The sequence below is a fragment of the Emcibacteraceae bacterium genome (assembly GCA_041396985.1).
GTDB lineage: Bacteria > Pseudomonadota > Alphaproteobacteria > Sphingomonadales > Emcibacteraceae > Pseudemcibacter.
In genome coordinates, this window is sequence record JAWKXO010000001.1 from 284500 (window position 1) to 307503 (window position 23004).

Sequence of the window (23004 nt, forward strand, 5' to 3'; positions counted from 1 at the left end):
ACGCCAAACCACAATATATAGAAGTGCAAATAGACCCCTAATGAGTTGGATTAATGACGGATCATATAAATTCCTCGAATTTTTCGCCCTCACCCCTTACCACGACTCCATTTACTGAAGATGACAAGTTCCATGATGAGTGTGGTGTTTTTGGCGTTTTTGATACACCGGAGGCGTCAACTCATACAGTGCTCGGACTTCATTCATTGCAGCATCGCGGTCAGGAAGCGGCTGGTATTGTAAGCTATTATGACGGGCAGTTTTATGCCCATAAATCAACAGGCCATGTAGCGGATAATTTTAACACAAAATCAGTGATCGAGTCGCTGCCCGGCAACAGCGCTATCGGCCATGTGCGTTATTCAACTGCCGGCGGATCAGGTCTTCGAAATATCCAGCCGCTGTTTGCTGATCTTGCCAGTGGCGGTTTTGCGGTTGCTCATAACGGCAATCTGACCAATGCCCTCACCCTTAGAAAGCATCTGGTTGATAAGGGAGCGATTTTCCAGTCGACATCCGATTCTGAAGTGGTCATTCATCTTATTGCCACCAGTACATACTTAACACTACAGGATAAATTTATTGATGCAATGCGCCGGATAGAAGGCGCATTTGCTTTTGTGGCCCTAAGTGAAGACTGCCTGATCGGCGCGCGTGACCCGCTTGGGGTGCGCCCGCTGGTACTTGGGAAGTTACCCAATGATGGTTATATTTTCGCGTCGGAAACCTGCGCGCTGGATATTATCGGAGCCGATTTTATCCGTGATGTGGAACCGGGCGAAGTCATTACCGTCAATAAAAATGGCATGACAAGTATTAAACCCTTCCCAGTATCGCACCCACGCCCCTGTATATTTGAACATGTTTATTTTTCACGACCCGACAGCCTTACCAACGGCACCAGTATTTATAAGGTCCGCAAAAATATAGGCAAGGAACTGGCAAAAGAATGTAAGCTCAATGCCGATCTTGTGGTTCCTGTTCCTGACAGCGGTGTTCCAGCCGCAATCGGCTATGCCCAGGAAGCGGGCATTCCATTTGAGCTTGGCATCATCCGAAATCATTATGTCGGGCGCACATTCATTGAGCCATCCGACAATATTCGCCATCTTGGCGTAAAGCTGAAACATAACGCAAACCGTGGTGAGCTGGACGGAAAAATTGTTGTGCTGGTTGATGACAGTATTGTCCGTGGTACAACATCAGTTAAAATTGTTGATATGGTCAGACAGGCCGGGGCAAAGGAAGTTCACCTTTATATTGCCAGCCCGCCAACAACCGATCCCTGTTTTTACGGGGTGGATACCCCGGACAAGGACAAATTGCTGGCGTCCAGAATGTCGATCGAGGAAATGGCCGGGTATATCGGTGCCGACAGTCTGAAATTCATTTCAATTGACGGTCTTTACCGGGCCGTCGGTGAAGCAAAAAGAAATAATAATAAACCGCAATATTGTGATGCCTGTTTCAGTGGTGAATATCCAACACCGCTGACCGATAATAACGCTTCAGATGATGACAAACAATTCTCGCTGCTGACGGATTACCGAAAATGATATTAAAAGATAAAATTGCTGTCGTGACCGGCGCTTCACGCGGGATCGGCTATGCCACGGCAAAAGCACTCGCCAAAGAAGGCGCGCATATATTTGCCATTGCCCGCACTGTTGGTTCACTGGAAGCCCTTGATGATGACATCAAAAAGCTTGGCGGCGAAACTACACTGGTACCACTAGATATTACAGATTATGACGCGCTGGACAGGATGGGTGGGATTATTGCCAAAAAATACGGAAAGCTTGATATTCTGGTCGGCAACGCCGGTACCCTTGGTGATATTACCCCGATAAGCCATTTAAAGCCGAAAGTCTGGCAACAGATAATGGACGTCAATGTGACCGCGAATTACCGACTGATCAGATCTCTAGACCCGCTTCTGCGGGCTGCGGAATATGGGCGTGCCGTTTTTGTCGGCTCTGCCACTTTGGTAAGGGAACCTCGCCCGTTCTGGGGCGGATACGCTATCAGCAAAGCTGCTCTTGAATGTATGGTGAGAACCTATGCTGCGGAAATTGAAAAATCAAATCTGCGTGTTAATATTTTAAATCCCGGTCCGATCAGGACAGCCATGAGGGCACGCGCCATGCCGGGTGAAGATCCAAGTCTAGTTGATCCACCGGAAGCGCTGATGCCATTAATGTTGAAACTTTGCTCGCCTGATTTTGATGAGAATGGCAAAATTGCCGATTTCAGAAAATTTAAAAATGGCGACGATAATATTTTTGTTTAATTTCTAAAATTAACTTTCAAAATTACCGCTATAGTTAAAAACCGCAAATTTATTTCCGTCCGGATCACGGAAATAAGCGATATAAAAACCAGGTGTAGTACGCTCGCCAGGTGCCCCCTCGTCGGTGCCACCATTTTCAAGGGCGCAATTATAAACGTCATTTACCTGGTCCGGGGACATGGCATTAAATGCTGTCATAACACCATTTCCCACACTGGCGTCCTTACCGTCATAGGGCAGACACACTGAAAAAGACGGCTGATCCGGTGTAATATTCCAGACGATAAAATTTTCATAATCCATAGTTCGCTTTGCCCCAAGAATTCCCAGAACCTTGTCAAAAAAGCTCCCCGAATTTTTTATATCTTTTGTCCCAACCATTGTATAACCGATCATGACTTATTTCTCCCAAATAATTTGTTTTAAAGATGCTCATCGCTATCATAATGATAAACGGCAAGCTTGTTACCATCAAGATCGCGGAAATAACCGATATAATAACCACCATCGCGCATTCCCGGCGCCCCCTCATCCGATGCGCCATTTTTAATGGCACAGTCATAAACTTTATGGACTTCTTCAGCACCCGCAACAGGAAAGGCAATCATTGAACCGTTCCCTACCGTTGCCGGGTTACCATCATATGGAATACAAATTGAAAAAGACGGCTTGTCGGCGGCATCATTCCATAGAATAAATTTTTCATAGTCCATTTTTCGCGAAGCCCCCAGCATGCCGAGCACTTCATCATAAAATGCTGCGGCACGCTTCATGTCCTTAACGCCGACCATGATATAACCGATCATTGTTATTTGCCCTTCTTAAAATTATCCCACCGGACAAAAGGCAGAAAATTTGTTCCCATCCATATCGCGGAAATAGGCAAGATAATAGCTTTCCCCACGAAGACCGGGCTTGCCTTCACAGCTTCCGCCGTTCTCAAGAGCGACTTTATACATATTATCAACATCTTCCTGTGATTTGGCGCCAAAGGAGATCATGGTTCCATTTCCGACAGTGGCGGCATTGCCATCATATGGCAGACATGCTGCAAATAATGGTCTGCCAGGATTTCCATCCGACCACATGATTGACCTGTCACTTTCCATCATCCGGCTCGCGCCGACAACGCCCAGAACTTTATCAAAAAAATCACCTGCTTTTTTTAAATCTTTGGTACCGACCATTGCATAACTTATCATTTTTATTATCTCCTGAATGTTTATATGAGTTTAATTTTTTTTATATGGGTTATCCCCTTTTCGTAACATGATACGAACGGGCACACCCGGCATATCAAAATCCCACCTGAGTTCATTTAAAAGATACCTGACATAACTGTCTGCCACATCCGCCGGACGGTTGGTAAAAATAGCAAAAGTAGGCGGCCGGGTTTTAACCTGCGTAATATAGCGCATTTTGGTTCGTCTGCCTTTTACCGATGGCGCGGGATGATACTGTAATGTCTGTGTCAGCCATTTATTCAGCTTTGCTGTACTGATCCGGCGGTTCCAAAGCTTATAGGTGGTAAATATCTGTTCCATCAATTTATCGAGCCCTCGCCCGGTCAGAGCGGAAACAGGAATAATCGGAATACCTTTAATCTGTGGCAAGCTATGTTCCAGCTTATGGGCGATATCTTTCATCACCTCCTGACGGTTCTCGAGAAGATCATATTTATTTAGCCCTATTACAAGGGCGCGACCTTCCTGTACCACCAGACTGGCAATGGATAGATCCTGTTTTTCAAATGGCTGGGTCGCATCAATCAGCAAAACCACCACCTCAGCAAAATTAAGAGCGCGGATGGTATCAGCCACAGACAGCTTTTCGAGCTTTTCCTGCACTTTTGATTTTCGCCGCATTCCAGCTGTATCAAAAATACGCAGCTCCCGCCCGTCATAGTTATAATTGACGCCAATGGAATCCCGGGTAAGCCCGGCCTCCGGCCCTGTCAGCATCCGCTCTTCACCAAGCAATTTATTGATCAGTGTTGATTTTCCGACATTGGGGCGACCGACAATAGCAAGTTGCATGGGCAGTCCGTCATCCTGCTCACTTTGTACTTCGTCTTCTTCGCTGACCTCGCCTTCGATAATGACTGACTTTGGCGTAATTTCTTCCTGCGCTTCAGCAAAAGGATCAATTCCGAGTTCACGAAGTTTTTCGTCAAAGGCATCAATCAGGTCCGCCAGTCCTTCACCATGCTCAGCAGACAGGGGGATCGGCTGGCCAAGACCAAGGGAGAATGCCTCATACATTCCGTTTTCCCCCGCCTTTCCTTCAGACTTATTGGCTATAAGGATTGCCGGCTTCTTGCCTTTGCGCAATATATCGGCAAAATGTTTGTCGAGTGGCGTTACGCCGGCACGGGCGTCAATCATAAAAAGGGTAAAATCAGCTTCTTCAATGGCTTTTTCAGTCTGAGCGCGCATACGTGCAGACAAACTGTCATCTTTGCCTTCTTCAAGCCCGGCAGTATCAACAATTCGGAATTTAAATTCACCAAGAGACGCCATAGCGTCACGCCGGTCACGGGTAACGCCCGGTGTATCATCCACAAGCGCAAGTCTTTTGCCTACTAGTCGGTTAAAGAGCGTTGATTTCCCTACATTCGGCCTTCCGATAATTGCGACTGTGAAAATCATTTAAAATCAATTCATTAATAGTTTGTGCATTGCTTATCGCATTGCAACGATGTCACCATTTTTCAATAAAAAGTAAAGTGACTCATTTGAAATTATTGGTCCCATTGTCGAATCTGAAGGCAGTCTCATTCCTCCCGTCACAGCACCGGTATAGGGAGATAAGGTTACAGCATATCCGTGTGTAGATGTCACTATAACCCGATCACTGGCAACGACAGGGCCATTCCAGTCCACTGGCTCCTTACGAACATCCGGATCAGCAAAGCGTTCCAGCTGAGTAATCCAGATTATCCGACCATCACGTCGAGACATACAGATCACTTGTGAATCCGTATTAACGACATAAATAAATTCACCAATGACCCATGGCGTATGCTCAGATCCGATATTCTGTTCCCAAAGACGAATACCGGTTCTGATATTAATCGCAACCATACGGCCGCTATGACTGATAAGGTAAACATTTCCATCATATATTACCGGATGCCCATCAATATCGCGTAATGAAGCCATCGCCGTCAAACGACCCTGACGGCTTAAGGTATCAGTCCATACAACACGACCGTTTTCAACACGCATTGCATATACTTCGCCAGAGGAATATCCGACAATTACTGTATTTTCAAACACAGCAGGACTAGCATTCCCGGCAAGCCCGGCATTTTCAGCAATACCCACTTCGTCCCAGATTACATCTCCATCCTCAGAATTCAGCGCAAAAATATGGTTATCATGAGTTACCCCGAAAACACGCCCTTCCGCATATGTGGGTGATCCACGCATGGGAACACCAATTTCCCTAATCCAGATTTCACTACCGTCGTTAAGATTTAGAGCGCCAAACTGGCCATATCCGTTAACAAAGTAAAGGGCATTATCCCCAACTGTAACACCACCTCCATAGGCAAGCATTTTCGTCTCGCCTTTCATGGAATATTTATGATCCCATAAGCGTTTACCAGTTTCTGCATTAATGGCCGTAATCCTGGCTGTTGCATCAATAGCATATAAAACACCATCTTTAACAACAGGTTCAGAGACCAGTGCTTTACGCCCTGTCGTACCTTCACCAATATCGTGGCTCCAAACTTTTTTGGGATTATCAGCAATCTGAAGGTGTTCCATGACATGCTGGCGGTTCCCACCGGCCTGGGCCCAATTTTCATTGACATACGGTTTAGGCAGAATGATTGTCGATCCTTTAAGCTGTGGATCTACCTGCAATTCCTGCTCAAAGGTCAAAACGGAAAATCTATCCCCTTCAATCGTGTCCCTGTTATTGGCTCCACCACCACCACACGATGTTAAAAGCAGTGCTGCAATACAAATGCCAAAAGCACCCTTTATTTTTTTATGCTGGACAACCGGCAAATCGATTATGGTGGTCATAAAATTTCCTACTATTATTCAATAACACTTAAATATTGTTCGGCACGATTTTTTACCGATGCTGGCACGTCCGCATTAGCAATAAGGGCTTGCAAACTTGTTTTTGCCGCCTCATTGTCACCACTGTTGAGTTCGGATAGTGCAATAATCTCTGCAGCCAGATATTTAAATGATGTCTCACCATTCAGGATAAGTGAAAGGCGCGAGCGAATGGCGTCAGTAGGGGCGGTATCAAGTTCAATAATTGCTGCCTGTATATTGGCCATATCCTTATAAACTTCAGCGACTTCAACATTTTTTATAAAATTATCCAGCACTGCTACGGCACCGGCCTTGTCGTCTTTTTCAAGCGCAAGTTCTGCTTTTTTAAAAGAAGCAACAATTTCATATCCATCTACGCCGCTGGCGATAATCGGATCAAGAGCACTGCTAAGATTATCCCCTGACAATTTTAGGGCGTCTGTATAGGCTTCTGCCTGTTTATTATATTTGCCTTCAACGACATAAGTATAAAGTGAACGCCCGGCAACGACCAATACGATCCCGACAGCCATGCCGATCACCAGCTTGCCATATCGCTTCCATAAATCACTTATCTGTTTGTGGCGAATGTCTTCTTCGACTTCGCGAATAAACGCATCTGACACCTGCGTCTCCTGTTCTTCTAATTAAACAAAATTTATATAGGCGACAAAATAGCCGACCTTATCCCATAAGGCAATCAACCATTGCTTATAAACGCAATTAATTTGGCCTAATTAAGGCTTACTCCCATTCAATTGTTCCGGGTGGTTTAGACGTAATATCATAGACAACGCGGTTTATGCCGCGAACTTCATTAATGATACGTGTGGAAACATGCCCGAGAAATTCATGTGAATATGGATAATAGTCTGCGGTCATACCATCTGTTGAGGTCACTGCCCGCAGGGCACATACATACTCATATGTTCTGGCATCGCCCATAACCCCAACCGTTCTGACCGGAAGAAGCACTGTAAAGGCCTGCCAAATTTCATTATAAAGCCCGGCTTTTTTAATTTCTTCCAGATAGATAACATCCGCTTTTCTTAAAATATCGCATTTTTCTTTCGTCACAACACCTGGCACACGAATGGCAAGCCCCGGTCCCGGAAACGGATGACGTTCAATAAAGGCTTCAGGCAGTCCCAGCTCACGCCCCAGTGCCCTAACCTCGTCTTTGAACAGCTCACGAAGCGGCTCAACCAGCGCCATATTCATCCGCTCAGGAAGTCCGCCAACATTATGATGCGATTTTATCGTTACGCTGGGCCCACCGGTGAATGACACGCTTTCAATGACATCAGGATACAGGGTTCCCTGTGCCAGAAAATCAGCGCCACCGATTTTTCTTGCCTCTTCCTCGAAAACATCAATGAACAGTCCGCCGATTATTTTTCTTTTCTTTTCCGGATCATCAACGCCGGCAAGTTTGCCCAGGAATAGATCTTCTGCATCCACATGGACCAGATTAATATGGTAATGTTCCCGAAACAGGCTGACAACCTGATCGGCTTCATTGGCGCGCATCAGGCCATGATCAACAAATACGCAGGTTAACTGATCACCAATTGCTTCATGAAGCAGCACTGCTACAACAGAGCTGTCAACACCGCCGGAAAGTCCGCAAATGACCCTGCCCGTGCCAACCTGATCGCGGATTTTGGCAATTTCCGTTTCCCTGAATGATGCCATCGTCCAGTCACCGGTGCAGCCAACTATTTTTTTAACAAAATTATCAAGCAGTTTTGCCCCGTCCGTCGTGTGAACCACTTCCGGATGAAACTGAACACCGTAAAATTTCTTTTCTTCGTTGGCGATTGCGGCAAATGGAGCATTACCACTGGTGGCGATTACTTTAAAGCCTTCCGGGATAGCGTCAATTTTATCACCATGGCTCATCCAGACCTGATGTTTGGTCCCTACGTCCCAGAAACCTTCAAACAATGGACTATCGGCTTTAATTTCAATAAAGGCGCGACCGAATTCACGTTCATCCGATGTCTGAACGCGCCCACCCATCTGCTCACACATGGTTTGTTCACCGTAACAGATCCCCAACACCGGAACGCCCATTTTAAAGACCGCTTCCGGTGCGCGCGGCGTGTCGGTATCATAAACAGAATTTGGTCCGCCGGAGAGAATAATCCCTTTCGGATTAAATTTTTCAAGTATTTCTTCGGCTTTATTAAAGGGAATTATTTCCGAATAAACACCACTTTCTCTTACCCGTCTTGCAATAAGCTGGGTCACCTGTGAGCCAAAATCAATAATTAAAATCCGGTCAGTCATAACGCTCATTCATCTCTTTCAATTGCTTTTGCTGTTTATATCTGTTTTCTCTAAAATTGCTACAAAAAAACCGTCAGTTCCGCGGCTGTAAGGGCTAAGCTGTAAGGTTCCTTCCAGCTGTTCAATACCATTTTTTCTAATGGGAATAAGTGCAGCATCATCATGTTTTTTAAGAAACGCTTCCACCTGATCCTCGTTTTCAGATTTTAAAATGGAACATGTCATATATGCGACCCGCCCACCCGGTTTTACGGCTTGCCAGGCTTCCTCAAGCAAAGCGGCCTGAGTATTGATATAATCTTCCAGAAGTTCCGGCGTTATTCGCCACTTACTTTCCGGATTACGTCGCCAGGTCCCAGTCCCGCTACAGGGAACATCAAGGATCACCCTGTCCATTTTTTCCTTAAATTCAGCCAGTTTCTCATGTCTGTTTTTTGGCGTTAAAACAAATGACTGAAAGATATGCTGCTTTGCCCGTTTGGCTCTGACTTTAAGCTCTTTTAATCGGCTTTCGTGAATATCAAACGCATAAATCTGCCCTTTGTTTTTCATATAGCCTGCTGCGGCAAGTGCTTTACCACCGGCACCGGCACATAAATCCATAACCTGCTGTCCCGGCTTTAATTCCACATATTTAACGGCAAGCTGTGCTGCTTCATCCTGTATTTCGACAAGTCCGTTACGGTAAATCGGCCAGTCGCGGATCTGCTGCTGCTCCTCAATGATGAGTGCGCTGTTTGAATGAATACCGCGACGGTAAGCAATATTTTTTTCGTCCAGAAAGGCTATAATTTTTTCTGAATTTCTGGCTATTCTCAGCGTTAGCGGTGCCCGCTCATTTAAGGCCGATATTTCCTCCCTGAATTTAGCGCCAAAACGTTCTTTAAGCGCTGCTTCCAGCCATTTGGGATAGTTTAGCCTGTGATGCTCTTCTTTTACGGGCGGTAAATTCTCAAGCAATTTTATTTCTTCATCGTTTAATTTTTCCGGCGCATGTGTCTCGCCGGTAAAATATTTTATCGGGTCATCATCCAGCTGTTTTAATGCCGCTATCACCATAAGCCGCGGATTATTATCAGATATGTCCGCCAAATAACCCCAGCGGCGAATAATTTCATAGAGCAGGTCGGTAATTTTGCGCCTGTCTTTCGACCCGGCATACCGGCGGGCCGAGAAAAACTGGCGCACAATCACATCCGCCGACGAGCCATTTTCTTTTAAGGAATGAGCAACCTGCGCCGTAAGGTCAATTACGGCTTCTATTCTGGCGGATGGTAACATCCAATTCTCCTAATTCGACGGATAGTTGGGAGATTCCCGGGTAATCGTCACGTCATGAACATGGCTTTCCCGAAGACCCGCACCGGAAATTTTTACAAATTCTGCATTTGCATGAAATTCTTTAATCGTCGCACTTCCGGTATAGCCCATGGCCGCTTTAAGTCCGCCGACTAGCTGATGGATCATGTTACCGGTCGGGCCTTTATATGGCACCTGCCCTTCGACACCTTCCGGTACCAGTTTAAGGCTTTCTGAAACATCTTCCTGAAAATAACGGTCCGCTGAGCCGCGTGACATGGCGCCAATTGATCCCATGCCACGATATGCTTTATACGAGCGACCGTGGTGTAAAAACACATCGCCCGGTGCATCTTCCGTTCCGGCAAGTAGTGATCCCACCATGACAGCAGAAGCCCCGGCTGCAATCGCCTTTGCAATATCACCTGATGTTTTTAATCCGCCATCGGCAATGATGGTCACCCCTGCTTTATCCGCAACTTCAACCGCATCAAGAATAGCCGTAAGCTGTGGAACCCCAACCCCGGCAACAATACGGGTGGTGCAGATAGATCCTGGACCGATCCCAACTTTTACAACATCGGCACCTGCATCAATCAGGGCTTTTGTGCCTGATGCTGTTGCCACGTTACCGCCGGAAAGCTGGATATTTGGATAATGTTTTTTGATTTTTGCAATTGTGTCAAGAACACCTTTCGAATGCCCATGAGCCGTATCAACCACCAGAAAATCAACCCCGGCATCAATAAGAGCTTCCGCCCGTTCATAGCCGTCATCCCCGACTGACGTTGCGGCCCCGGTCCGAAGACGTCCATTCACATCCTTACAGGCATTGGGGTTTAATTTTGCCTTTTCAATATCCTTGACGGTGACAAGTCCCACACATTTATAATCATCATCAACGATAATTATTTTTTCAATCCTGTTCTGATGGAGAAGATGCTTGGCCTCATCCGTAGTCACATTTGCTTTTGCCGTCACCAGATTTTTGCTGGTCATGAGTTCGCTGACCTTTTGCATCATATTGGTGGCAAAACGGACATCGCGATTGGTCAATATTCCGACCAGTTTACCACTTCCACGCTCAACAACCGGAAGCCCGGATATTTTGGCATTTGTCATGACTTCAATTGCCTGGCTTAAGGTCTGATCAGGATGAACCGTTAGCGGATCAACCACCATACCACTTTCAAACTTTTTAACCCTTTGAACTTCGGTCGCCTGTTCCTGAATGGTCATATTTTTATGAATGATCCCAAGACCACCTGCCTGAGCCATGGCTATCGCCATATCAGATTCAGTAACAGTATCCATCGCTGCCGATATCAGCGGGATATTAAGGGTAATTGTTTTCGTGAGAGCTGAACTTGACTGGACCTGGCGCGGGAGAACATTAGAAGCTTGGGGGACAAGCAAAACATCATCAAAAGTGAGGGCTTCGCGAATATTCATATTATTTCCTATCCTACAAAGAAAAGTCAAATAACAAGATTCGCCGCAAAGGTCAAAGATTAAAGAAAATTATATGGTTTTTTATTGCTCGTGGATCATCTGGCGATAACGTTCCGCTTCTTTATGATTAACCGGAACGCCGATGCCTTCTTCATAGATTCTCACCAGAAGCCGCTGTGCCCCCTGATGGCCGGGGGTGCCCATATTTTTATCTTCCTCATATGCAAGATCGCGCCTGCTTCCTTCCGGCTGATCAATATAAGCTTCCCTTTTGGTAAGTCTTGGCTTTGCCGCCCTTTTAAGCCAATCAATGGCTGTTTTATAATCCTGACGGTCAAAAGCTGCCACACCAAGCTCAAACTGGGAAACGGCATTGCCCTGATTAGCCGTGCATTGACGATAAGCATCCCGGTCATCAATCAGCGTTGTACAATCCGTATGCATAGCCCCGCAGGAGGCGAGATAGAAAGAACAGAACAGAATAGATATAATCCATACTATTTTTTTCATAAGCAGCGGTCCTCAATAATTTCCCATACCCGTTCTGCGACTTCATCAATGGTTCCGGTCGCCTTAACGACAACACAGCGGTCCGGATTGTTTTTTGCAATATCCAGAAAGCTTTTCTGTAATTTCTGATGAAAATCCTCGCCCATCCGCTCGTATCGGTCTTCATTGGAGGCATTTTCAATTTCCCGGCTTTTGGCACGGTGAAGCTCATGGCCATCCAGTATAATCGTCAGCTCGGGCCAGAAATCCCCGGTACTCAATCGGTGAAGATCAAGAAGTGTTCCAACGGAAATGCCCTGTCCATAGCCCTGATAGGCAATGGTTGAATCCGTATATCGGTCAGATATGACCCACTTTCCGGCGGCCAGGGCCGGTTTTACGGTGACAGCAAGATGTTCTGCCCGCGCCGCATTATGCAGAAGTGCTTCGGTCATCGGCTGCCATTTATCAGTGCCCCCTGTCACAAGAAGCGCGCGAATTTCCTCTGCACCAGGGGCGCCGCCCGGCTCCCGGGTCTGGACCACATCAATGCCCAAATCCGTTAGTTTTTTAACAAGAATATTAACCTGAGTGGATTTGCCAACCCCCTCGCCGCCTTCAAATGTTATGAATTTTCCGGGGTTAGTCACCCGATGAACCCATCAGCATATACATAAAGGCCGCTTTGATCCGGCTGATACCACCAAGACTGTCAATGTCTTTCCCGGCAACCAGCGGATATGATTTTGTCTGCATATCCTTTGCTGAAATTTCAAGCGTTGCAATCGGCTGCCCTTTTTTGATCGGGGCCGAAATCGGGCCGTCATAAATGACCTTGGCCGTCATATTGCGGCGGTCCTGTTTATTCATGGAAAGGGTTACATTCTGTTCTGATACAAGGGGAACCGTTGCTTCCTGCCCCAGCCAGACATTGGCATTGTCGATTGTCTGTCCGGCTTTGAGCATGTCATAAATACCGAAATTCCTAAACCCGTAATTAAGCAGTCTTTCAGACTCGTTTATGCGGGCATTGTCGCTGTTCATTCCATTTACGACCAGCACCAGACGACGCCCATCCATCACGGCAGAAGACGCAAGCCCATACCCCCCGTCCTGGGTGTGGCCGGTTTTAAGACCATCGGCATTCACACGGTCCCGGTATAATAACCGGTTACGGTTAGGCTGGTTTACCCCGGCATAACTGAATGATTTTTCGGCAAAGATCGGATAATATTCCGGAAATTCTGTCGCAATTTTAAGAGAAAGCGTGGCAATGTCATGGGCGGACATATAATGATCCGCATCAGGCCAGCCATTGGTATTGGTAAAATGACTTTGGGTAAGGCCAAGTTTCGCCGCTTCATCATTCATCATATTCACAAACACACCGACATCCCCGGCAATGGCGAGGGCAATCTGGGCACAGGCATCATTGCCTGACTGAACTATAATCCCCCTGAGCAGGTCATGAATGGTCACCGTGTCTCCGGCATTTACATACATGGTCGAGCCGGTATCATTGGTGCTGGTGTTTCGCCATTCGCGCCAGGTCGGTGTATCTTCCACCGTAAATGTATCCTCAAGCGACAGGCTGCCGTTTTTAAGCTGTTCAAAGGCGATATAAACAGTCATCAGCTTGCTCATTGATGACGGTGTCATTTTTTCATCTGCATTTTTTTCAAACAGAATATCGCCGGTCGACGCTTCTATCAGGATGGCCTGTTCAGCCGGGGTCGACAGGGTCTGTGCATTCAGTACGCTTGCCATAGTGGCTGTTGAAAGACCCGCGAGGATGAGAAGACGAAATGATTTTTTGAGTTTCATTCTTAAATACCTTGGTTTATTTCTGTTTACACCGCCTACTCATCGAATATGACTTTGGCGGTATTATGTCCTAATTTTAAAATTTGCTGTAACGCCGCATCGGCAGTTGTTCGGGATGGCAGTGGACCGACACGCACCCGATATAATTTGCGTCCGTTAAGGACAATGCTTTCAAGCACGGTTTCCCCCACCTGACTGACCGCGGTCATAACGCGCGATGCACTGCCAATCTGGCTATAGGCCCCCACCTGCACATAAAGATCGCCCTGTTCGTCAGTCGCCGGACTTAAGGAAGCCATCTGCATTGGTGCGGGTGATGATGATACTGCCTGCATCTGAATCGGTTGTGATAATGCCGACTGGGATGGGAGTGGCTCTAGCACCTCAAGCGATTCAACATTCACGCTAGCCACTTCCTGCTTCTGAATTGGGGGTTGCTCAACGGGCCTGGCAATCTGTACCGGGGCATCCGGGCCGGATACGGCCTCAACCCTTACCCGCGTCGTGCCGCGTTTTTCAAAACCCAACAGCTGAGCACCGCGGCGGGAAACATCAATCAGCCGGTTACCGACAAACGGTCCCCGGTCATTAACGCGCAGGATCAGGGAACGGTTATTTTCCAGATTGGTCACCCGCACATAACTGGGCATCGGCAGCGTTGTGTGGGCCGCTGTCAGCGAATTCATATCATAAACTTCGCCGTTTGCAGTTCTTTTCGCGTGAAATTCCTCGCCGTACCATGACGCTATCCCCACTTCGTTATAGGTTGGGTCTTCTTTTGGCGTATACCATTTTCCCGCAACTTTATAAGGATCACCGATTTTGACACCCGGTGGTGGCGGTGCCGATGTCTGTAAGGGCTGCTCGGTGCCGCAGGCGCTTAAAAACGCCGCCATGAAACCAACTATTAAAAACCGATATAAAGTCATTTTATTCATTCAACTATTTTAACTCATCCGATAGCAAGCTGACCCCAAGAGCATAAAGATTTGAACAGTTATAGGTCAGGATGGTCCGAAAATTCTGATAGGTCAGATAGGCCGGGCCGTCAATCCCCATTGGCATAAGGAGTGTGGCTTCAATATTGCTGTTGGCAACCTTGGGAAGGTCACTGCCATCAAGATTGCGCACGCCCATTTGCTGCCATTCATCCAGTGAATATTTTTTACTGTGTGCCGATAGCGCCCTTTTGCAGGATTTCGGAGGGTTTGGCTCATGGGTCAGATCAACAAGCGCCTGACGGGCACCAAGATCATCCGGCAATTTCACTTCCCGTCCCCATGTCTGGTCCGGGCGCCAGCCATGCACACTTAAATAATTGCCGATGGAGCCGAAAACATCCGCCTCATCGGTCCAGATATTTTTTTTACCGTCCCCGTCCATATCATAGGCATAGGCAAAAAAGCTTGTCGGCATAAACTGTCCCTGCCCCATGGCCCCGGCCCAGGAGCCGGTCATCTGATCCGGGGCAATATGCCCTTCTTCCAGGATCAGCAGGGCTTTAAGCAGCTCTTTTCTGAAAAAACTGCTGCGGCGCATATCATAGGCCAGCGTCATCAGCGAACGGACCACATTATAATTCCCGGTATAGGTCCCATAATTGGTTTCCATCCCCCAGATCGAGGCAATGAAGCGTTTCTGCACAGCAATATTTTTTGCCGACGGGTCAAGCACATCGGCAAATTCCTGCATTTTTATGCGGCCGTTTTTAATCCGTAAGGGGCTCACCCGCTTTTCAAGATATTCTTCCGCGGTCTGGGTAAATTCGGGCTGGCGGCGGTCAAGCTCGACCACTTTCGGGTCCGGCGTAAGCCCGTCAAAGGTCAGATCAAGTATGCGCTGGGACACGCCTTCCTGCAGCGCCTCTGCCTTAAGGTCAGCCAGCCACGTTTCAAACGGCACGGGGTTATCCTCCACCTGCCGCTGGGCGTTGGCATTTATAATAAAGAACATGCTTGAAAATAACGTTATGAATAATGCTCTGATCACTGATCTGCCCTTATTTCTATGCTGGAAAACGGTCACTATATTTGTGTTAGTATATATAGTTTAAAAATCTTGTCGATTCAAAGGCAAATAAGAAAAAAACGTAAATTAGCCAATATAATTGAAAACTCGCCAATCTATGCTTGACCATTAGTTCCTGATCCGCTAAATCCTCTTCTCACGCATAATCGCGTCTATATCTTGTGGAGAGGTGGCAGAGCGGTTGAATGCACTGGTCTTGAAAACCAGCAAGGGTGCAAGCCCTTCGTGGGTTCAAATCCCACCCTCTCCGCCATTTAACCAATCAGCAAAAAAACAATCCATTAAACCCGCCGTGCCAGCCAGGCGCCCCAGAAAAGGCTGGCGAAAAAGCGGATCGGGTCATGAAAGCCCGCGTCGGCAAGTAAGGTTATGACCGCCTGTTCCGACGGGGGCGGTTCTGCGCCCTCCAGCAGCTTACCCTGTTTTGCCACAACCTCGGCCTTGTTCGCCCCATTCATACGCCAGCGGTTGGCCCATGCCGCCATGAGCAACGGTTCAGACGCATAGCTGCGGTAATTGCCGGCAACGACAAATGGCGCACCGGGTTTTAACCGCGTTGAAATCTGGGCCAGAATATCACTTTTTTCCTGATCGGTCGGCAGGTGGTGAAGCACACCGATCATAATTGCCGCATCGAATGATGGTGTCGGGTCAAGATCAGCCACAGACCCCAAAATCATTTCCACCCGATTTGAAAGCGCTGCCTGGTCAAGAAATTCACGGGCAAGATCAAGCATCGGTGGTGACGGATCAACGGCGACAAATGACCAATGCGGTTCAAGCCTGGCGGCGGCAATAATTTCACCGGCGGTGCCGCCGGCGCCGACAACCAGAATGCGTACGTCCGTTCCTTCCCCCAGTGCGGCGGCAAGCATACAGGCGGAAAGTTCATGACAGGCATCATAGCCCGCAAGACCGATCCGGCTTTGGCGGGCATATTCGCGTGCGCGGGCGTTATCAAATTTGGCAGAAGATTTGCTGGTCATTTATTTTTTCCTGTATTTTTTTCTTCATTTATTCCCGTATTTAGTCCTGATCAATTACACCAAATTCGAACACTGTGGTGGTTTCGTAAGTCTCACCCGGCCTTAAAACCGTGGTCGGGAAGTTTGAATGGTTCGGGCTATCGGGGAAATGCTGGGTTTCAAGGCAGAATGCCCCCCGCTTCTGATAGTTTGTATTTTCCTTGCCCGCAACCGTGCCATCAAGGAAATTGCCGGTATAAAACTGTAATCCGGGCTGATCGGTATAAAGTTTTATCATCCGGCCACTTTTGGGTGAATAAACCGTTGCGGCAAGCTCAAAATCATTGGGAGATGATTTTTCAAGCACCCAGTTATGATCATACCCGAGACCATACTGAATTTGCTGTTCACCCGCCCCGATATCGCGGCCGATGGGTTTTGGGCTTTCAAAATCAAAGGCGGTGCCAATTACCGGGGCAATTTCCCCGGTCGGGATCAGCGTTTCATCAACGGGGGTAAAGCGATCCGCATTAATCATCATGACATGATCCAGGATTGACCCGGCATTATGGCCGTTTAAATTAAAATAGCTGTGGTTGGTTAAATTGACCACGGTCGCCTTATCGGTGGTGGCGTGGTAAGAAATTGTCAATCTGTTCTGATCATCAAATGTGTAGGTGACGGTGGCGGATAACGCCCCCGGGTATCCCTCATCCCCATCGGGGCTAACGAGGGATAGGGTGAGCATTGCCGCGTCATCGGTTGTGCTTGGCTCACTTTGCCATATTTTTTTATCAAAGCCGACAATGCCGCCATGAAGCGCATTGCCGATATTATTGATCGCCAGAGTGTATTCATTGCCATCTAGGCGGAATTTCCCCCTGGCAATGCGGTTGGCATAACGCCCGACCAGCGCCCCCATATAGGGGCTATCGGTCAGATATTGTTCCGGATTATCGAAGCCAAGGGCAATGTCAGCCAGATTGCCGTCCCGGTCCGGCATATTGATCGTGGTAATAATGCCGCCAAGATCAAGAATATCAATACTGTTTCCTGCGCTGTTTTTAAGGGTATAAACCTGCACGGCGCGTCCGTCATCAAGCATGCCAAACTGTTTTACACTGATACGGTCCAGTTCTTCGTTAGTCATGCAGGACACCAGTGAAAGGAACGCCCCGACAATAGCCGGGCAGAAGATATATTTTTTCATTTTGTTTTCTCATTTATTGGTCTGCTTGATTAAATTGCTGATGAAGCGCACTTCTTCTTCGCTGTATTTGCTGCCATCGGCGCGGAGGATATCATGAAACCAGGGGATTGGTTCCGCATTATAGCCCTGCGACCAGGACGCCCACGGATAATTGGTCTGGCTTTTGCCGGCGATGAAGCCCCAATTAATGGCACCGATTTTCTTTGCCGCAAAATAGGGCATTATTTCCTCAAAGGTGCTGTAGGGCCGCGCCATATATTCGGTGCAGATCAGCGGTCGACCAAGCGCCTGAAGCGCCCCCGCAACGCTTTTTACATTTTTAAGCCCTTCATAGGAATGGAAAGTGATGATGTCTGAATTTTCCAGCATAAAATGATAAAGCTTCGAGGCCGGATCGTCCGGATTTTCACCAACCCATGCCCCAAACCGGGACCGCCACACACCAGCGGTAAGTGGTTGGGAAGGGTTTACCGCCCGCGCCCAGCCGAATATTTTTTTAAGAAGCTGAAGGCTGAAAAATTCCTTATTTTTAATTTCCCTTGTGCCGTAGGCTTCCACATTCAAATTGCCCGGTTCATTATAAATATCCCAGACCGCGACCCTTGGATCATTGCCAAATTCCGTGAGGATCCCTTTGACATAGCCTTCAAGTTCATCATGGCGGTCAAAATCCCCTAAAATGTCTTTTCCCGGGGCCTGTACCCAGCCGGAATTATGGGTATGGGGGATTGGCGCGCGCTGCTTACCCAGATGCGGAGACGGGTCCCACACATCATCAAACAGCACAAACATGATCTTGATATTATTTTTATCGGCAATTTCAAGAAATCTGTTAATACGTTTTATGAAACCTTTTCGGTCCTGATCCCAAAGCAGATTATGCAGAAAAACCCGCGCCATGTTAAAGCCGATATTTTTGGCATAGCCCAGTTCCCGGTCGATTATATTATCGTCAAAGCTCTCTTCCTGCCACATTTCAAGCTGGTTAATGGCATAGCTTGGCGCATAGTTAAACCCGGCGCTCCAGGCTTGCGCGGCGTACCAGTCATTGGCTTTCTGGGCGCTCCAGCGGTCGGCTTCGCCCCGCTCATTTGCCATTGCCATATGGCTTATGCCGATAAGGACCATATTAGCCATTAGCAGTTTTAAAAAACGCATTTTAATTTCCCCTTTTCCCGATTAAATCACCACCAGATTATATAAAGGCTGGTGATGATGGCAGTGATACAAATACTGCCAATCCTGAATGACTGATCAACCTGATATTCCGCATTTTCAGTGATGATGGTGTTATCCATATCATGCTGCGGCATAACATAGGATAGCAGTATGGCCAAGGCTCCGCAAAGCAGGAAAACGACCCCGACCCGATCAAGGAAGGGAAGCTCCGGCCAATACTGCCTTAAAAGTATGGAAAACACGAAAGACCCTATCCCCGCGACCAGTGCACTATTGGCGGTCGCCCGTTTCCAGAAGAGACCAAGCAGGAAGATCACAACAATACCGGGGGTAAAAAATCCGGTGAATTCCTGAATAAACTGAAATGCCTGCCCAAAATTGCCAAGCAGCGGTTTGGCAATAATAATGGCAATCACCATAGCGGTGGCCGCTGTAATCCGTCCGATGGTTACAAGCTTATGTTCACTGACATTTTTATGCATGGTTTTATAAATATCCATGGTAAAAATGGTTGAAATGGAATTCATCATTGACCCAAGGGAGGAAAGAATAGCGGCAATCAATGCGGCAAAAACCAGCCCCTTAATGCCGGTGGGCAACAGTTTCATCATTTCAGGATAGGCCTGATCAGGGGCTTTCAGATCATTAACCAGCAGTGCGGCAGCAATACCCGGCAGAACGACTATAACCGGCATCAATATTTTTAGGAAACAGGCAAAAACAATTCCCTTACGCGCCTCATGGATTGATTTTGCCGCCAATGCCCGCTGGATCACATACTGGTTAAAGCCCCAATAGGACAGGTTCATCATCCACATACCGCCAATCAGCACTGAAATTCCCGGAAGATCTTTATAATAGGGATTGTCAGACGAGAGGATCATGTCAAATTTTTCCGGCAGCCTTTCTGTCAGTTCGATAAAGCCGCCCCAGATACCCTGATCCCCGCCAATTTGACCAAGCGCTACGGAAGAAACCATCAGCCCACCAAAAACCAGCAATGTCACCTGAATAATATCGGTCAGGGCAACAGCCTTAAGCCCGCCATAAAGCGAATAGGCAATGGCAAGCCCCCCTAAAATAAAAAGGCCGGTTGTTATTTCAATGCCGGTGATGGTGTTGATTGCCAGCGCACCAAGCCACAAAATGGATGTCAGATTGACAAAAATATAAAGCCCGAGCCAGAAGATCGCCATGACAAAACGGACCCGCCCGTCATAGCGTTTTTCAAGGAACTGGGGCATCGAATAGATCTGGTTCTGTAAAAAAATGGGGAGAAAATATTTCCCGACAATCAGCAGCGTAATCGCCCCTGTCCATTCATATGACGCAATGCCAAGGCCGATGACATAACCGGAGCCGGACATACCGACAATCTGTTCTGCCGATATATTGGCCGCGATCAGTGACGCGCCGATTGCCCACCAGGGCAGTGCCTTACCGGCAAGAAAATAATCCTTGGTATTTTTGTCATGCCCGGCTTTTTCGCGGCTGACATACTGCGCAATGATGATAATCATTACGGCGTAGGAAATAACGATGGTAATATCAATATTTTCCAACAACATAAGACTTCCCCTATTTCCAGTCCCTCTTCCCCGGAATTTTATTTTTCCTGATCCTGACTATTTCATATGTTGCTGCCTTTGACAATATTCCATATCATGATTAAATTTCTGAAAACCAAAATGAAAGCCCAGCCCGCCGATGAGTCATAAGATCCTGCAAAGCAACCCACACAGGCGCTTTAACCCGCTTAGCAACAAGTGGGTCTTGGTATCACCCCAGCGTACTAACAGACCGTGGAAAGGCAAAGTAGAAAAAGAAAAGCTTCATCAGGAACCGTCCTATGATCATGACTGCTATCTTTGTCCCGGCAACAAACGGGCATCGGGACTGATCAATGAAAAGTATCAGGACGTCTTTGTCTTTAATAATGATTTTGCTGCAATTGAAGAAAATGGGACGACAATAAATGTGCAGGACGGTTTATTTCAGGCAGAAGCCGTCAGCGGCAATTGCAAGGTCATCTGCTATTCCCCGGATCACAGCAAAACCATGCCGGAACTCGACATTGACAGTATCCGCAAAGTGATTGATGCCTGGTGCGCCATATACGATGACCTTGAGCAAAAATACCCCTGGGTGCAGATATTTGAAAATAAAGGGGAAATAAATGGCTGTTCAAACCCCCACCCACACGGGCAGGTATGGGCTGGCAGCTTTATCCCCGATGAAGCGGCACGGGAAGACCGTGAACAGAAAGCCTATTTTGAAACGCATAAAAGCCCGCTGCTGCTTGATTATGTGAAACAGGAAATTAAGCTATCAGAGCGCATTGTCTGCATGAATGATGACTGGGTGGCCCTCGTACCCTACTGGGCATCCTGGCCTTTTGAAACACTTTTACTGCCTCGTACCGCTATTTCCCATATGACAGATTTAGAAGACGAAAAGAAAAAATCACTGGCCCGGATACTGAAGGAACTGACAACGCGCTATGACAATCTTTTCAATTGTGCCTTTCCCTATAGCATGGGATGGCATTGCCGCCCGGCTAACGGGCAACGATCAGAGCACTGGATCATGCACGCTCATTTTTATCCGCCGCTGTTACGTTCGGCAACCATCCAGAAATTTATGGTCGGCTATGAGCTTATGGCGGAAGCGCAGCGGGACATCTCGCCTGAGCAGGCTGCAAAAATGCTGCAGGATGCTTCCGATATTCATTATAAATTGAGGGGCGAATGAGCAAAGATCATTTAATAGAAAAAGTGCTCACCGCCCACCAAAAAAATCATGGTCGGGGAAAAACAGTCATTATTCTGGCACCGGGACGGGTCAATCTGATCGGGGAACATACCGATTATAATAATGGTTTTGTGCTGCCGGCATCGATCAATTTTTTCACCTGTGTTGCCGGGTCACTGAATGATAAAAATCAGGTGTCTGTTACCGCGCTAGATTTTAACAGTGAAACTGATCATTTCGATCTTGATCATGACATTATCCCAACCGTTGAGTCTTGGAAAAATTATATCCGCGGCGCTTTTCAAATGATGAAAAGTAAAGGATATCCATTAAAAGGATGTGATCTGACCATCAGCGGCACTATTCCCAAAGGGGCCGGGCTGAGTTCCTCCGCCTCTCTGGAAGTGGCGGTGCTAACGACCTTATGCGACCTAAATAATATCCAACTTTCAAAGGTGGAAATATCACAGATAGGCCAGCAGATCGAATGTGATTTTGTCGGCCTTTCCTGCGGCATTATGGATCAGCTCAGCACGGCTTGCGGCGCTGAAAACTGCGCCCTTCTGATTGACTGTCTGGACCATCAGATTACCCACGTTCCAATCCCGCCATCATTATCCCTGATGATTATTAATTCCAATGTAAAAAGGGAACTTTCATCAAGCGGCTATAATGACCGGCGAAAGTCATGCGAGCAGGTGGCTGAACGGCTTGGTGTAAACTCACTGCGCGACATTCCCATAAAAACTTTTTTGGAGCAGAAAAAAGACTTACCCGCCAATGACGCTAAACGGGCAGAACATGTCTTTATGGAAAATGAGCGGGTTTTGAAAATGGCCGATGCACTTAAAGAAAGTGACATTCCGCTTATCTCCAGGCTTATGGCAGAAAGTCATCAGTCCATGAAAGACCTTTATGAAATTACGACGCCGGAAATTGATTATCTGGTGGACATAATCAGCAATGAAATAGGTGATAATGGCGGGGTAAGAATGACAGGCGGCGGCTTCGGCGGTTGTGTGATTGCCCTGATCCCCAAAAATTTAACGGATAAGGTGAAAGAAACTGTTGAACAGCATTATGAAGCCAGAACCGGACTTAAAGAAGATATTTATATATGTGAACCAGCCTGCGCCGAAAAAATATTATATAATTAATTGTTATTTT

22 protein-coding genes and 1 tRNA gene are annotated in these 23004 nt (G+C 47.2%); 5 read left to right on the top strand and 18 right to left on the bottom strand.

Annotation, left to right across the window (positions count from 1 at the left end; genetic code table 11):
- The first annotated feature begins 53 nt into the window (after positions 1–53).
- Positions 54–1556: an amidophosphoribosyltransferase gene (gene purF / locus R3D86_01325; GenBank protein ID MEZ5756843.1), complete on the top strand. Its 1503-nt coding sequence runs from the start codon at positions 54–56 to the stop codon at positions 1554–1556.
- A complete protein-coding gene (locus R3D86_01330; protein MEZ5756844.1) occupies positions 1553–2290 on the top strand; it encodes an SDR family NAD(P)-dependent oxidoreductase in 738 nt (245 codons plus the stop codon). The genes purF and R3D86_01330 overlap by 4 nt, the downstream gene beginning before the upstream one ends.
- Before the next feature lie 9 nt (positions 2291–2299).
- On the opposite strand, the gene R3D86_01335 is transcribed toward R3D86_01330, so the two are convergent.
- The 14 genes from R3D86_01335 to R3D86_01400 all read right to left on the bottom strand — a co-directional run bounded on the left by R3D86_01335 (position 2300) and on the right by R3D86_01400 (position 15693).
- Positions 2300–2686: a VOC family protein gene (locus R3D86_01335; GenBank protein ID MEZ5756845.1), complete on the bottom strand. Its 387-nt coding sequence runs from the start codon at positions 2684–2686 to the stop codon at positions 2300–2302.
- Between the two features lie 26 nt (positions 2687–2712).
- Positions 2713–3096, bottom strand: coding sequence for a VOC family protein (locus tag R3D86_01340; GenBank protein MEZ5756846.1), 384 nt, complete (start codon positions 3094–3096; stop codon positions 2713–2715).
- A gap of 21 nt (positions 3097–3117) precedes the next feature.
- The gene (locus R3D86_01345; protein MEZ5756847.1) at positions 3118–3492 is read right to left on the bottom strand and encodes a VOC family protein; all 375 of its coding nucleotides are present in this window, start codon (positions 3490–3492) and stop codon (positions 3118–3120) included.
- A 30-nt stretch (positions 3493–3522) separates the two neighbouring features.
- Positions 3523–4938, bottom strand: coding sequence for a ribosome biogenesis GTPase Der (gene der, locus R3D86_01350; protein ID MEZ5756848.1), 1416 nt, complete (start codon positions 4936–4938; stop codon positions 3523–3525).
- Between the two features lie 33 nt (positions 4939–4971).
- Positions 4972–6327, bottom strand: coding sequence for a PQQ-binding-like beta-propeller repeat protein (locus tag R3D86_01355; protein ID MEZ5756849.1), 1356 nt, complete (start codon positions 6325–6327; stop codon positions 4972–4974).
- A 14-nt stretch (positions 6328–6341) separates the two neighbouring features.
- Positions 6342–6974 carry a tetratricopeptide repeat protein gene (locus R3D86_01360; protein ID MEZ5756850.1) on the bottom strand — a complete coding sequence of 211 codons (633 nt, stop codon included), beginning with the start codon at positions 6972–6974 and terminating at the stop codon, positions 6342–6344.
- A gap of 118 nt (positions 6975–7092) precedes the next feature.
- Positions 7093–8649 (bottom strand): glutamine-hydrolyzing GMP synthase, encoded by a 1557-nt coding sequence (gene guaA, locus R3D86_01365; protein MEZ5756851.1) that lies wholly within the window; start codon positions 8647–8649, stop codon positions 7093–7095.
- 9 nt (positions 8650–8658) lie between these two features.
- Positions 8659–9921 carry an RsmB/NOP family class I SAM-dependent RNA methyltransferase gene (locus tag R3D86_01370; protein ID MEZ5756852.1) on the bottom strand — a complete coding sequence of 421 codons (1263 nt, stop codon included), beginning with the start codon at positions 9919–9921 and terminating at the stop codon, positions 8659–8661.
- 9 nt (positions 9922–9930) lie between these two features.
- The gene (guaB, locus tag R3D86_01375; GenBank protein MEZ5756853.1) at positions 9931–11391 is read right to left on the bottom strand and encodes an IMP dehydrogenase; all 1461 of its coding nucleotides are present in this window, start codon (positions 11389–11391) and stop codon (positions 9931–9933) included.
- 81 nt (positions 11392–11472) lie between these two features.
- A complete protein-coding gene (locus R3D86_01380) occupies positions 11473–11901 on the bottom strand; it encodes a hypothetical protein (GenBank protein MEZ5756854.1) in 429 nt (142 codons plus the stop codon).
- A complete protein-coding gene (tmk, locus tag R3D86_01385) occupies positions 11898–12530 on the bottom strand; it encodes a dTMP kinase (GenBank protein MEZ5756855.1) in 633 nt (210 codons plus the stop codon). The genes R3D86_01380 and tmk overlap by 4 nt, the downstream gene beginning before the upstream one ends.
- The gene (locus R3D86_01390; protein ID MEZ5756856.1) at positions 12523–13704 is read right to left on the bottom strand and encodes a D-alanyl-D-alanine carboxypeptidase family protein; all 1182 of its coding nucleotides are present in this window, start codon (positions 13702–13704) and stop codon (positions 12523–12525) included. The genes tmk and R3D86_01390 overlap by 8 nt, the downstream gene beginning before the upstream one ends.
- A 35-nt stretch (positions 13705–13739) precedes the next feature.
- Positions 13740–14633: a septal ring lytic transglycosylase RlpA family protein gene (locus R3D86_01395; protein MEZ5756857.1), complete on the bottom strand. Its 894-nt coding sequence runs from the start codon at positions 14631–14633 to the stop codon at positions 13740–13742.
- 13 nt (positions 14634–14646) lie between these two features.
- Positions 14647–15693, bottom strand: coding sequence for a lytic murein transglycosylase (locus tag R3D86_01400; GenBank protein MEZ5756858.1), 1047 nt, complete (start codon positions 15691–15693; stop codon positions 14647–14649).
- A gap of 202 nt (positions 15694–15895) precedes the next feature.
- Between R3D86_01400 and R3D86_01405 the strand changes: the two genes are divergently transcribed.
- Positions 15896–15985 (top strand) — tRNA-Ser (locus R3D86_01405).
- A gap of 28 nt (positions 15986–16013) precedes the next feature.
- Here R3D86_01405 and R3D86_01410 read toward each other — a convergent pair.
- From R3D86_01410 to R3D86_01425, 4 genes are read right to left on the bottom strand one after another with little or no spacing between them, the layout of a single operon-like run.
- The gene (locus tag R3D86_01410; protein MEZ5756859.1) at positions 16014–16718 is read right to left on the bottom strand and encodes a class I SAM-dependent methyltransferase; all 705 of its coding nucleotides are present in this window, start codon (positions 16716–16718) and stop codon (positions 16014–16016) included.
- A gap of 40 nt (positions 16719–16758) precedes the next feature.
- On the bottom strand, positions 16759–17907 hold the full coding sequence (locus R3D86_01415; protein MEZ5756860.1) for an aldose epimerase family protein: 1149 nt from the start codon (positions 17905–17907) through the stop codon (positions 16759–16761).
- Between the two features lie 9 nt (positions 17908–17916).
- A complete protein-coding gene (locus tag R3D86_01420; GenBank protein MEZ5756861.1) occupies positions 17917–19065 on the bottom strand; it encodes a cellulase family glycosylhydrolase in 1149 nt (382 codons plus the stop codon).
- Between the two features lie 26 nt (positions 19066–19091).
- A complete protein-coding gene (locus R3D86_01425; protein MEZ5756862.1) occupies positions 19092–20654 on the bottom strand; it encodes a sodium/sugar symporter in 1563 nt (520 codons plus the stop codon).
- Positions 20655–20793: 139 nt separating this feature from the next.
- On the opposite strand from R3D86_01425, the gene R3D86_01430 reads away from it, so the two are divergent.
- Both R3D86_01430 and galK read left to right on the top strand, forming a co-directional pair.
- Positions 20794–21837, top strand: a complete 1044-nt coding sequence (locus R3D86_01430; GenBank protein ID MEZ5756863.1) for a UDP-glucose--hexose-1-phosphate uridylyltransferase — start codon at positions 20794–20796, stop codon at positions 21835–21837.
- On the top strand, positions 21834–22994 hold the full coding sequence (gene galK / locus R3D86_01435) for a galactokinase (GenBank protein MEZ5756864.1): 1161 nt from the start codon (positions 21834–21836) through the stop codon (positions 22992–22994). Before R3D86_01430 ends, galK begins: the two co-directional genes overlap by 4 nt.
- Positions 22995–23004 lie beyond the last annotated feature (10 nt).